Origin of the sequence: Sporosarcina sp. FSL K6-5500 (assembly GCF_038005665.1) — a bacterium.
Classification (GTDB): domain Bacteria; phylum Bacillota; class Bacilli; order Bacillales_A; family Planococcaceae; genus Sporosarcina; species Sporosarcina psychrophila.
On sequence record NZ_JBBOTP010000001.1, the window covers coordinates 3,631,399 to 3,644,796 of the forward strand.

10 protein-coding genes are annotated in these 13,398 nt (G+C 41.5%); 5 read left to right on the forward strand and 5 right to left on the reverse strand.

The genetic code is table 11. The annotated features are described in order from the left end of the window. Window positions 1-29: 29 nt before the first annotated feature. Both proB and MKX62_RS17405 read left to right on the forward strand, forming a co-directional pair. Complete coding sequence (proB, locus tag MKX62_RS17400; RefSeq protein ID WP_340741959.1) at window positions 30-1,130, forward strand: glutamate 5-kinase; 1,101 nt, start codon at window positions 30-32, stop codon at window positions 1,128-1,130. 16 nt (window positions 1,131-1,146) lie between these two features. Beyond that, a complete protein-coding gene (locus MKX62_RS17405) occupies window positions 1,147-2,394 on the forward strand; it encodes a glutamate-5-semialdehyde dehydrogenase (protein ID WP_340741960.1) in 1,248 nt (415 codons plus the stop codon). A gap of 143 nt (window positions 2,395-2,537) precedes the next feature. Here MKX62_RS17405 and MKX62_RS17410 read toward each other — a convergent pair whose 3' ends face one another. Next, on the reverse strand, window positions 2,538-3,470 hold the full coding sequence (locus MKX62_RS17410) for an LCP family glycopolymer transferase (protein ID WP_067208451.1): 933 nt from the start codon (window positions 3,468-3,470) through the stop codon (window positions 2,538-2,540). 364 nt (window positions 3,471-3,834) lie between these two features. Between MKX62_RS17410 and MKX62_RS17415 the strand changes: the two genes are divergently transcribed. Continuing rightward, entirely contained in the window at window positions 3,835-5,286 is a 1,452-nt protein-coding gene (locus MKX62_RS17415; RefSeq protein WP_445683556.1) for an MDR family MFS transporter, read from the forward strand. A gap of 77 nt (window positions 5,287-5,363) precedes the next feature. Here the strand turns inward: MKX62_RS17415 and MKX62_RS17420 are convergent, their stop codons facing one another. Together MKX62_RS17420 and MKX62_RS17425 are read right to left on the reverse strand one after the other, a co-directional pair. After that, complete coding sequence (locus MKX62_RS17420; RefSeq protein WP_340741962.1) at window positions 5,364-5,627, reverse strand: DUF3006 family protein; 264 nt, start codon at window positions 5,625-5,627, stop codon at window positions 5,364-5,366. Window positions 5,628-5,629: 2 nt separating this feature from the next. Next, the gene (locus MKX62_RS17425; RefSeq protein WP_340741963.1) at window positions 5,630-6,877 is read right to left on the reverse strand and encodes an MBL fold metallo-hydrolase; all 1,248 of its coding nucleotides are present in this window, start codon (window positions 6,875-6,877) and stop codon (window positions 5,630-5,632) included. A gap of 215 nt (window positions 6,878-7,092) precedes the next feature. Between MKX62_RS17425 and MKX62_RS17430 the strand changes: the two genes are divergently transcribed. Beyond that, window positions 7,093-8,811 (forward strand): AAA family ATPase, encoded by a 1,719-nt coding sequence (locus tag MKX62_RS17430; RefSeq protein ID WP_445683536.1) that lies wholly within the window; start codon window positions 7,093-7,095, stop codon window positions 8,809-8,811. A gap of 541 nt (window positions 8,812-9,352) precedes the next feature. Continuing rightward, on the forward strand, window positions 9,353-10,231 hold the full coding sequence (locus MKX62_RS17435) for a patatin-like phospholipase family protein (protein WP_067208457.1): 879 nt from the start codon (window positions 9,353-9,355) through the stop codon (window positions 10,229-10,231). A 328-nt stretch (window positions 10,232-10,559) separates the two neighbouring features. Here MKX62_RS17435 and gndA read toward each other — a convergent pair whose 3' ends face one another. Together gndA and MKX62_RS17445 are read right to left on the reverse strand one after the other, a co-directional pair. Next, complete coding sequence (gene gndA, locus MKX62_RS17440; RefSeq protein WP_340741964.1) at window positions 10,560-12,002, reverse strand: NADP-dependent phosphogluconate dehydrogenase; 1,443 nt, start codon at window positions 12,000-12,002, stop codon at window positions 10,560-10,562. A 26-nt stretch (window positions 12,003-12,028) separates the two neighbouring features. After that, window positions 12,029-13,372, reverse strand: a complete 1,344-nt coding sequence (locus tag MKX62_RS17445; protein ID WP_340741965.1) for a glucose-6-phosphate isomerase — start codon at window positions 13,370-13,372, stop codon at window positions 12,029-12,031. Window positions 13,373-13,398 lie beyond the last annotated feature (26 nt).

A 13,398-nucleotide genomic window follows, 5' to 3' on the forward strand; every position in this document is an offset into this window, starting at 1 on the left:
TCCACCACAAGAAGGAATGGGGTATTGGAATGAAAAAACAACGGATTGTCGTGAAAATAGGAAGCAGTTCTTTAACAAATGTTAAAGGTGAAATCGATCAAACGAAATTCAACGATCATATCGATGCGCTTGCCGTACTACGTAAAGCAGGGCATGAAGTGATCCTTGTTTCTTCTGGTGCAGTCGCGGCTGGGTTTGCAAAGTTAGGCTATTCATCGCGGCCAATAACAATCAAAGGGAAACAGGCGGCTTCGGCGGTGGGCCAGGGTTTGTTAATGCAATCTTATATTGAAAAGTTTAGTGTTCATGGAATCGTGCCAGCTCAGATTTTATTGACACGAATCGATTTTTCGAATCGTGAGCGCTATAGAAATGCATTTGCGACTATGACGGAACTGTTGGAACGCGGAATCGTGCCCATTATTAATGAAAACGACACAGTCTCTGTTGAAGAACTGACTTTCGGTGACAATGATATGCTGTCAGCACTTGTCAGTGGCTTTCTCCATGCGGACCAGCTTATTATTTTAACGGATATTAATGGACTTTATGAATCAAATCCACGCAAATATCCATTAGCGAAACGACTTGATTATCTTGAACAGATTACAGATGACTTACTAAAAGGAGCTGCCGATACGGGATCAAAAGTGGGGACAGGTGGCATGAAATCAAAACTACTAGCTGCAAAAACAGCAACATCACTAGGTGTTTCCGTTTTCATCGGAAGGGGAGAAGGTTCGAATAAACTACTAACGATTTTACAGGGGGGAGGCGACGGCACCTATATTTCCAATCCAGCTATCGCTAAGATTAATACGAGCAGACAATGGATCGTGTTGCATTCCGAATCGACAGGTGAACTTCACGTTGATCAAGGGGCGGAAGTGGCTATTTTATATAACGGAAAAAGCTTATTACCTGCAGGTGTTGTTAAAGTAAACGGGGATTTTCACAAAGGTGACGTTGTTGAAGTATTTGGCGTGAATGGGATTTTAGGTAAAGGAGAAGTAAGTTATTCTTCTGGTGAATTAAGAAACGCGATTGAAGACAGAAACAAGGAAAAAGAAGGTGAACTAGTTTCATCGGCTGTTGAAGTCATTCACCGGGACCGCTGGGCACAAATATGAAATGAGGGGATTTAGCATGAGCGAAGTACACTTAAAAGGGAAAGCTGCAAAAGAAGTAAGTTATTCGTTGGTGAACATCACAACCGACCAAAAGAACAAAGCACTGGCATTAATTGCCGAACAATTAGTGGCCGATCAAACGTCCATACTTGCTGAAAATCAGAAAGACTTGGACGATGGAAAAGCGAAAGGTTTTACTGACGCAATTCTTGACCGCATCCTACTCACTGGAAAACGAATAGAAGACATGGCGAATGCCATCCATCTGTTAATCGAATTACAGGATCCGATTGGAGAGACAGTGGAGACCATTGAAAAAGACAATGCATTGCTTATTGAAGTGAAGCGGGTACCAATTGGCGTTATCGGTATGATTTATGAAGCGAGACCGAATGTCACTGTTGACGCGGCGACGCTTGCCCTTAAAACGGGGAACGCCGTCATTTTACGCGGAAGTTCTTCTGCGAAATATTCGAACTTGGCTCTTATAAAGTCAATTCATGCTGCTCTTGATAAAAGTGATGTTCCCAAAATATCTATCCAATTAATTGAAGATACGAGCAGGGAGACGGCAAAAGAACTGTTCCGGCTTAATGAATACTTGGACGTTCTAATTCCAAGGGGTGGCAAAACACTTATTGAAACAGTAATTCGTGAAGCAACAGTTCCGGTCATTCAAACTGGGGCGGGTAATTGCCACATCTATATTGACGAATCAGCAGAGCTAGAAATGGCTACTAATATTGCATTGAATGCAAAGATTCAGCGTCCATCCGTTTGCAATGCCATTGAGACAATCTTAATCCATGACAAGTGGTTTACGTTGTATGGAAAAGGACTTATCGAAAAATTGCAGGAGAACGATGTGGAGATATACGGAGATGAAACTGTTGTTCGAGAATGTGAAAAGGTGCGAGCTGCATCCGAATCAGATTGGTCAACGGAATATCTCGGGTTAACAGTTAGTGTCAAAATTGTAACGAGTATGGAGGAAGCAATTACTCATATTACCAAATACGGGACAAAGCATTCCGAAGCGATTATCACCAATGATGAAAAGCATGCTACGATTTTCTTGAATTATGTCGATGCCGCCGCAGTCTATCATAATGCTTCGACTCGATTTACGGATGGTTTTGAATTTGGTTATGGCGCGGAGATTGGAATTAGCACACAGAAATTGCATGCACGGGGTCCGATGGGATTAAAGGCGTTGACAACGACAAAGTATGTCATCCGTGGAAATGGGCAAGTGCGGGTATAGAGAGAATTATTGGTGGATCCGAGGGTATGTTCGAAAATCGCGGGTAAATCCGTGAAACAGTGGGTACACCCGAAAGCAGCAAGTGGAAACCCATAGCAAACAACATCAAAAAATCCGCGGAGTTTAACATTCCGCGGATTACTTTAATTCAATTCCAAATGTTGCTTCATGGTACCTGTAACTTCCTGTAATTCTGTTTCATCCATAATGTAATACCATATACCGCCGTTCATTCGCTTGCCTTCACCTTTTTCAAAATGAAGTTGCTCCACTTTACCAGCCGCGTCACGGTAATTCTTTTGGACGTCTACCATTTCATCGAACGTCATATTTGTTTTTACATTGTCACCCAGGGCATTGAAGACACTGCGGTATTTTAACAGACTCTTTATGGAGGTTCCTTCATGCAGTACTCCTTCAATTACCTGTTTCTGTCGATCTTGACGCCCGAAGTCGCCGTTAGGATCGCCTTTCCGCATCCGCACATAGGATAGTGCTTCTTTGCCGTCCAAGGTGATGTCACCAGTAGCGTAATGAATCGAATCCTGTGTAAATTCAAAAGGATTGTTAACACTGATACCGCCGACGGTATCTACAATTGTCTGGAAACCTTCCATATTGACTTCCATAACATAATCAATGGGAATATCCAGTAGATTCTCGACCGAATCCAGTGACATCTGAATGCCACCGAATGCATACGCATGGTTTAATTTATCTGTGGTCCCGTGGCCAATGATCTCTGTGTACGTATCCCTTGGAATACTGACCATTTTCGTCGTTTTTAACTTAGGATTAACAGCCATTACAATCATCGTATCCGAGCGACCTTTATCACCTTCGCGTTCATCAACACCCAAGACAAGCACTGAAAACGGATCTTGGTTACCCAAAGTAATTCCTTCTGCTCGCTTCTCAGATAATTCGCGGTCAATCGGTTTATACATAGCTTTCAACGTTGACGTCAAGTCAAAATAGACATTCAATGCAAAACCGCCGATTATTAGGCTGATTACTGCAATGACCCATGGCCATTTTCTACGTTTCTTATTTTTCTTCATATCTGCTCGATTCATTATAGTTCCTCCAGTTGGTGTCATTCGAAAAAGTGTACCTGGATATAGACGCTCAACCTTACGTCTAAGTTTCAATTAGATTAAGAAAGATCCAGCTAGATTAGTAAGACTTCTAGTTTCTTACAGTTTAGAGCCTGAAATTTACTCGAATACAATTCGCATCAGTACTTAAATAAGTGTTGAAACAGCATTGTAATGTAGAAACTCTGCTGCTATAATTCGTATACTTAGTTATGAAATGTTTGGGCATTTTTACAAGCAAAGCATTATAAAATTCACAACGGTGTTTAATGAAGGAGAGACTGCATTGGAAGATAAGATACGATTACGCCTCGTTTTGACGGGGATTTTATTGGGAATATTAATGGCTGCAATGGATAATACAATTGTAGCGACAGCGCTCGGTTCAATATTGGGAGATTTGGGCGGTGTGGACAGCTACATTTGGATTACGTCTGCTTATGCAGTAGCTGTACTTGCGGGTATGCCGATTTTCGGAAAGTTATCCGATATGTATGGACGAAAAAGGTTCTTTTTATTTGGTATCATTGTTTTCTTAGTTGGGTCTGCTCTTTGTGGGCTTGCACAAACGGTTCCGCAGCTTGCGGTATTCCGGGCGATCCAAGGAATTGGGGGAGGGGCATTATTACCAATTGCATTCACTATTGTCTTTGATGTATTTCCTCCTGAACAGCGTGGTAAAATGACAGGCCTTCTTGGTGCTGTATTTGGCGCTTCAAGTGTTCTAGGTCCTTTGCTAGGCGCATGGATTACGGAATCAATAAGCTGGCACTGGGTATTTTACGTCAATATTCCAATCGGCGCGATTTCTTTATTCTTGATCATTCGCTATTATAAAGAAGCTGCACAACCGATCAAGCAGACAATCGACTGGCTAGGCGCAATTACACTTGTTACAGCTGTCGTCAGCCTGATGTTTGGGCTTGAATTGGGCGGGAAAAAGTTTGAGTGGTTATCATGGCAAAGTATTACCCTCTTTAGTATATTTATTGTCTTTTTTATTGTCTTTATATGGGCTGAAACGAGAGCAAAAGAACCGATTATTTCATTTTGGATGTTCAAGAACAGACTTTTTGCATCATCCCAGGCCCTGGCATTCTTATATGGTGCTACATTTATTGGCCTGACAATTTTCATCCCTCTTTTTGTGCAGGCTGTATACGGTGGATCTGCCACAAATGCGGGAATTATTCTTATGCCGATGCTTCTTGGTTCGGTCGCTGGAAGTGCTCTTGGAGGAATATTGCAGACGAAAACATCGTATCGCAATATCATGGTGATCTCGGTTATCGCTTATTCAATCGGTATGGTGTTAATGAGCACAATCACACCTGATACATCACGAATCGCATTATCCCTATTTATGGTACTTGTTGGATTTGGCGTAGGGTTTTCTTTTTCATTACTGCCCTCTGCATCGATGCATGAAATGGACTACCGCTATAGGGGATCGGCTAACTCAACGAACTCGTTTTTCCGTTCGTTAGGCCTTGCCCTCGGGATTACCATCTTCGGTGCGATTCAAACAAAATTGCTAACAAGTGAAATGAGCACTGGTTTTGTGAAACTTGGTGGAAGCGGGCAGGGCGGACCGGAATCACTTGGAAATATCCAAACGGTATTTCAGCCAGAAGCTCGCGCCAACATCCCGCCAGATATATTGGATGTGATTGTAAATGCAATGTCTACATCAATTTCAGCCACATATCTCTGGTCACTTATACCAGTTGGAATTGCAGTTATTGCCGTTTTCTATATGGGTAATGAAAGACTAGATGTAACTAAAAAACAGTAAAACAGTAAAGCTGTCACATCCATTTTTTACAATGGGCGCGACAGCTTTTCTTTGATTTATGACAGTTGCTACTACAACTAGTTTCGTTTGAAGCGACTGGTTTTCTTGGGTTTTAACCGTTGTATTCTGTCGTCTACTTCTTGTTCCATTTCAGCTGTTTTTCCTTCGTCCACTTGGAATGAAGTGATTTCATCCCCTTGGATTTCAACTAAAAACCATGTGCCAGCCTTGCTGTCAATTGGGAGCGTGTTTATGTCGACATGGAATTCTTTCTGCAACTTTTCAACTAAAAGAAGTGCTTTGTCATTGTCTGTGAATCGATCAAGATATGCTGAATACATAATTATCCTCCTGTGCACGCAATGCCTTGCGTGAGAATGTCGGTAATCCGGGCAGGTCCGATGCCTTTTATTTTCCTAAGATCGTCAACTGATTGGTAAGGGCGGAGTTGGATTAAATCTTGTGAACGGGCGGGACCGATGTGGATAATTCGCTGTACCTCCACTTCACTTGCTGAGTTGATATTAACACATGAGGCACTTGAAACTGGCTGTGTCTCATTTTTTGGTTCAGGTGTAGGTACAACTTCAGTTTCTACTTCAGGTGGTGTGTGCTTTATAGTCCCTTGGTTATTTGTATGGACGCTAAAAGTCTTACCATCTGTTTCAACAATAACTGTTCCGTGAATATCCGTTCCATAAACGAGAACACCGCTTTTTTCAAGCCGATTAATCGTTTCGATATGCGGATGTCCGTATTGATTGTCAACACTTGCCGAATAAATCGCTATATCTGGTTGAACGGCCTTTAGAAAACTATCGGTTGTTGATGTTTTCGAGCCATGGTGACCCACTTGTAAAATATCTGCCTTTAGGTTTGCACCACTACTAAGCATTTCACTTTCTGCTTCCTCTTCACTGTCACCAGTAAAGAGGAAGGAAATCTCTCCGTATTGTAAACGAATCGCAATCGAATTGTTATTTGTATCGCCTGACAGCGATTTCGGATGAAGTACTGCAACCTCTAGCGGCCCAATGTCGAATACATCGCCAACCTCAGGCTCATAGTAATCTACGTTATTGTCTTCAATTGCAGCAAGTGCACTCGTGAAAACTTGCGAATTCGTAGTTTCACCATTCATCCATACTTCTGATACATCAAATGTACGGATGATTTTATCCAGTTGCCCAATGTGATCTGCATGGGGATGCGTAATCGCGACAATATCGATGTCTGTTATGTTGTGGGCTTGAAGATAGGACACAACTTCTGTGGAGCTCCAATCTCCGGTATCGATGAGTACTGCAAATGCTTCATCACCCTGGTTGTATTCAATCAATGTGGCGTCTGCCTGTCCGACATCTATGTAATGAACTTTCATCCTCGAGAGCGGTAGATTTTGCTGTTCAATGGAATCTGCATCTTCCACTTTAACAACTTTGTTCTGTTCTTCGTTTGCTTGTTCTTCTACTAATTCGGAATCCCCATTTACATTATCAGGTATAGGTGACTGTGTTGTACTTTGACCGCAACCTGCAAAAATAAGTAGGCCCGCGATTAAATAAAGACTGGTAAATATATTCTTAATCATTTTTTCTCCTCTATCATTCGGGTATTTTCTTACTAGTATAGTGTAGCAGACATAGGTGCTGTGGATAACATTGTTATTATGTGATAAATTAATGGGATTTAATACCAACGACCAAGCGTTCATACTTTGTACAAGCATATCCAATAATTCCACCTGTTATAATAGCTCATCAGCCCTTATAATAGAAGTATATTCTAAAAGGAGTTGTCGTAGGCTTGAAGCATGTTTCGAAGTTTGCAACAAAGATTATGGTTCTCGTCCTCTTAGTCACTGGAACAGTAGCAAGTGTGGGGTGGTACTTCTTTGATGCAAATAAAGGAATCGCAGTATCGTTTTCCGAATTGGAAAAAACAATTCAAGCTCAAAACGATCAAGTTGTATCGCTTAAAGAAACGTCTAACGGAACATTATTCTTACAGACGAAAGATGAGCAATACGTAACTCAAGTTCGTCCTGAAAGCCAGTTAGTCGAACAATTAGTCGAAAAATATAATATATCATATAACTATTCCGATCAAAGCAAATTAAGTAGTTTATTGTTCGGAGGAGTGTTCATTACGCTGCTCATTACATTAATTGTGCTTCATAAAAAAGGAAAGATCGGCGTAGGTGCCTCTTCTATGAAAAATAGCGCATCTAAATCGACGCCTTTACCCGATATAACATTACAAGATATTGGTGGGCTTCCTGAAGAAATGAAGGAAGAGATTTTACAGACGTTATCTATTGTGAAAGATCCGAAACGGTCGGCCCAAGTAGGTATTCAGCCACCCAACGGAATTCTTTTATATGGTCCACCGGGTACTGGGAAGACTTTACTTGCACAAGCAATTGCACGCGAAATAGGAGCAACCTTTTTTTCGTCCAGCGGGTCAGCGTTCACAGAACTATTTGTTGGTGTAGGTGCTTCCCGTGTACGATCTCTGTTTGAAAATGCAAGAAAGCAACGACCAGCAGTCATATTTATTGATGAAGTCGATGCACTTGCAGGTAAACGGAAAACACATGGTGGGGAAGAAGCGGAAAAAACATTAACGGAACTTCTTGTTCAGCTAGATGGTGGCAATAATAACGACGGTGTGCTATTCATTGCAGCAACGAACCGAAAAGATATGTTAGATGAAGCTTTTCTTCGTCCAGGTCGAATCGATTATTCATTCCAAGTACCCTTACCTGATACGACTGGAAGAAGAGAAATTATTGATATTCACACGAGAGGTAAGCTGTTGGCTGATGAAGTCTTTGCTGCATTAGATACTCTTGCCGAAAGTACATCAGGATTTTCAGGAGCTGAACTGAGTTCTCTCTTTAAAACAGCGAGCAGAAGAGCAATTCGAGATGGACGTGAACAAATTGCTAAGAGTGATCTTGACTTTGCAATTGACCGCACCATTCTTGGAAGCGCCTCCCGTTCGATGAATGACCCGGAGACGAAGAGAAGAGTAGCCATTCATGAATCCGGTCACGCGCTAGTAGCTGCAGTAACAAAGCCTGGTTCAGTAAGGAAAGCAACAATTATTCCACGCGGCCAAGCACTTGGGTATGTAGCACCGATTCAGAAAGAGCTTCACTTGTCTACGTATAGTGAATTATTAGACCAAGTCAGTATGATCCTTGCTGGTGGCGTTGCCGAACGAATATATCTTGGCGAACACAGTATTGGCGTAAGCGGCGATGTTCAACAAGCGAAAGAAATCATCGAGCGCATGGTTGATACAGGTTTATTACAAAACGGCTTCACGCTAACTTTCAATAAAAGCGAGAAAGAAGCGAAGATGCAAATTCTTTTTGATGAAGCACTTCTCAAAACAGAAAACCTCATTAAAGAACACGTGTCAGAATTCAAACAGTTGGTGGATCTATTAATGCAAAAGGAAACACTGGACGGCTCAGAAATACAACAGATTGTTAGCAGGAAAGTAGTAGAAATATAAATGTGTTGAAAAAAGTAATCTACGGGAGGGGCATTTGCCTCTTCTTTTTTTATTCTGTAGAAAACGATAGAAGGTCGTTTGGTTGAGCTTTCATCAGTAGAATTTGTTAGCCGACTATATCTGTAAGGTGAACGATCATATATGCTACTCAACCAATCATAAGTCAGCCATGACCGATCATATATGCTGCTCAACCAATCATAAGTTAGCCCCGACCGATCATATATGCTACTCAACCAATCATAAGTTAGCCCCGACCGATCATATATGCTACTCAACCAATCATAAGTTAGCCCCGACCGATCATATATGCTGCTCAACCAATCATAAGTTAGCCCCGACCGATTATATATGCTGCTCAACCAATCATAAGTTAGCCCCGACCAATCCTATCTGCTACTTAACCAATCATAAGTCAGACTCAACCAAGCATATCTATAAAAATCATCCCATTCCCTAGCGTTTGAATCCATAAGTTCGTTCTAATTTCCTCCCGTTCCTCCTACAGTGTAACAAGGCATAGAAATGGGGGAGATTATCTATGTTAATAGATGGAGTTTTTTCAGGAGGAGGATTAAAAGGATTCGCGTTAGTTGGGGCTTATCAAGTCCTCGAAGAAAAGGGGTATCGATTTCATCGTGTAGCTGGAACGAGTGCGGGCGCAATTCTTGCCAGTTTCATTGCGGCTGGTTATTCGGCTAAGGAAATTGAAAAGATGCTGGATGAACAAGATTTCCAGGTACTTCTTGATCCACGGAAAACAATAATTCCTTTACCGTTAATGAAATGGTTTCAACTGTACTGGCGACTTGGTTTATACCAAGGTAATGCTTTGGAGAATTGGTTTTTAGAAAAATTAGCAGCAAAAGATGTCTATACATTTTCAGATTTACCGCCGGGAAAACTAAAGCTTGTTGCTTCGGATTTAACGAATGGAAAAATGATTGTGCTTCCCGACGATTTGGAGGGCTATGGAATATCAGCAGAAACGTTTCCAATTGCTCGTGCATTACGCATGAGTTGCGGAATTCCATTTTTCTTTGAACCGGTACGATTAAAAGTAGGGAAGGGAGAGACGATTGTTGTGGATGGCGGGGTGTTGAGCAACTTTCCTATGTGGATATTTAACGACGAAGGTGGAAATACAGAACGTCCAGTCCTTGGTTTGAAGTTAAGTCGTAGCCAAGAAGAAATGCCAGGACATAAAATTGACAATGCCTTAGATTTATTTGAAGCCCTTTTTTCGACGATGAAAAATTCGCATGATGAAAGGTATATTTCGAGAAAGCATGAAAGAAATATCATTTTCATCCCAGTTGATGATTATAGTGCAACCCAGTTTGATATGGATCAAGAAACAAAAGAGGGACTTATGGATGCGGGACGCAACAGCACGATTCAATTTTTGAAAACATGGTGAAAAATACCGGGTACCAAAACGATTATGAGTCGTTTCGGTACGCGGTACTTTTTTTAGAGCTTAGGAAACTATAAAATCTCGTACTATGAATAACCTGCGAAATAGGCTATTTCACGTCTAGACTCCAGCGCCTAGGGGCTCGGAGGCCCACAGAATGTGGGTCACGCAGACTTTGCCGCAGGACGCGGCGTACTTTGGCTGTGTTCCTTAATTTGTCGGTCCGGCTGTGCGGCAAAGAACGCCGCTTGGGCCTGCAGGATGCAGGTCATGCAGTCGTTGTGACACGAAGTCGCGAACTTAGGCTGCCTTTCCTTTACCCGTCTTATGCCTATCGCCCCTGACCAGGCGCTTGCGCTTTTGTTTTTGCCCATTCAGTATGGAAATGGCCTTCTTTATCCAGGCGTTCATAGGTATGTGCGCCAAAATAATCGCGTTGAGCTTGGATAAGATTGGCCGGTAATGTCTCCGTACGGTAACTATCATAGTAAGCCAATGCACTTGAGAGAGCAGGAATTGGAATCCCATGTTGAGTGGCTACGGCTACTACTTCGCGAAGCGAATTCTGATAGTCTCCTACTATTTCTTGGAAATAGGGATCAACTAAAAGGTTTGGCAAGTCACTGTTAGTATCAAATGCCTCTTTGATATTCTGTAAGAACTGGGCACGAATGATACATCCTCCACGGAAAATCATGGCTACTTCTCCGTAAGGGATTTTCCACTCATACTCCTCAGATGCTGCACGCATTTGCGCAAAACCTTGGGCATATGAACAAATTTTACTCATATATAAAGCTTTACGAATCGCTTCAATCAACTCTTTTGGATCACCTACATACTTTTTCAGTTCAGGGCCTTTTAGTAGTTTACTTGCTGCAACGCGCTCTCCCTTAATAGAAGAAATAAATCGTGCAAATACGGACTCTGTGACGATTGGAAGGGACACGCCTAAGTCTAACGCATTTTGGCTAGTCCATTTTCCTGTGCCTTTTTGTCCGGCTACATCTAGAATTTGATCAATGAGCGGTTTCCCAGTTTCTTCATCCATCTTTGTGAAAATATCTGCTGTGATTTCAATGAGATAGCTGTCGAGTTCACCCTTGTTCCATTCTGAAAATATTTCATGCAACTCCTGCGCTTCAAGACCAAGTGCATGTTTCATGATGAAATAGGCTTCGGAAATCAGTTGCATATCGCCATATTCAATACCATTATGAACCATTTTCACATAATGTCCTGCTCCATCAAGGCCCATATATGCACTGCAGGGAATGCCGTCAACTTTTGCCGAAATAGCATCAAGAATGGGCTTCACTTGTTCGTAAGCTTCTTTTGAGCCTCCAGGCATAATCGATGGGCCGTTACGAGCTCCTTCTTCTCCACCAGAAACACCAGCACCAATGAAATGTATGCCAGATTCTTTTAAGGTTGCTGTGCGTCTATTTGTATCTTTAAAGAATGTATTTCCTCCATCGATAAGAATATCCCCTTGTTGAAGATGAGGGACAAGGGACTGGATCACTGTATCTGTTGTTTCCCCGGCTTTAACCATTAATAAGATCTTACGTGGAACTTCTAGCGAAGCGACTAGATCTTCAATGCTGTAGCTACCATGAATAGCTTTATCTTTCGCTTCTTTGTTGGAAAATTCATCTGTTCGATCTGTCCAATAATCATAGACAGCTACCGAATAGCCTTTACTTTCGATGTTTAGCGCAAGGTTCATCCCCATTACGCCCAAACCAATAACGCCCATTTGTTGTTTGATCATATTTTACTCTCATTCCTTTGTATACGTTATTTGATTTTATCTAAGCGACTTTCTAAACTTTGTTTTTCTACTTCAAAACCAGACTTGCCAAGTAGCGCAAACATATTCTGTTTATAAGCTTCTACCCCTGGTTGGTCAAATGGATTTACCCCGAGCAATGTTCCACTTATTGCACAAGCCTTTTCGAAGAAATATATCATTTCCCCAAAGGTAAATTCATTGAGTTCATCCAACTCAATAAGCAAGTTTGGAACACCTCCATCAATGTGAGCGAGGGCAGTACCCAGTGCAGCTTTCTTATTTACCTCATCCATTGTTTTTCCTGATAGGAAATTCAAACCGTCAATATTGTCTATATCATCTTGAATCGTTCGTTCAATTTGGGGCTTTTTTATCTGTAGGACTGTTTCAATGAAAAGACGACGCCCTTCTTGTATATACTGACCCATCGAATGTAAATCCGTTGTAAAATTAACTGATGCAGGGAAGAGTCCTTTTTCATCTTTACTTTCACTTTCTCCAAAGAGCTGCTTCCACCATTCAGCTACATAATGTAGACCAGGTTCATAATTCACAAGTAATTCAATTGATTTCCCTTTATTATAGAAAATATTTCTTACCGCTGCATACTGGTAACTTTCATTCGTTGCGAGAACGGGATCATCGTATTTGATATAGGCGGCTTTTGCTCCTGCCATCATTTTGTCAATATCGAGACCGGCTACTGCGATTGGAAGTAAGCCAACAGGCGTCAGAACTGAGTACCGCCCACCTATGTTATCCGGAATAACAAATGATTCATAACCTTCTTCGTAAGCAAGGTTTCGAAGTGCACCTTCATTTTGATCAGTAGTTACATAAATTCTACTTCTTGCCTCTTCTTTTCCATACTTTTGTTCCATATATTCACGGAGAATACGGAATGCTAAAGCGGGTTCTGTTGTTGTACCTGATTTGGAAATAACATTTATAGAAACGTCTTTCCCTTCTAACACATGTAGTAAATGTTCGATGTAGGTAGAACTGATATTTTGTCCAGCAAAGTATACTTCCGTATTACCTTTGATTTGGTTATGAAACGTATGTGATAATGCTTCAATTGCTGCTTTAGACCCCAGATAAGAACCTCCAATACCAATAACAACTAGCACGTCTGACTGTTGTTGAATTCGTTTAGCAGCTATTTTCACCCTGGTAAACTCCTCTGTATCATAGGTAACTGGCCAGTCAACCCATCCTAAGAAATCAGAACCTGGTCCTGTTTGTTGATGGATTTGGTTATGAGCTTGTTTTACAAATCCGCTTAGATTTTCAAGTTCACTATTTTTCATGAACGATAAAACATTGGTGTAATCAAATGAAACTGTCATTTTTTTATCTCCTTTGGACTTTATCT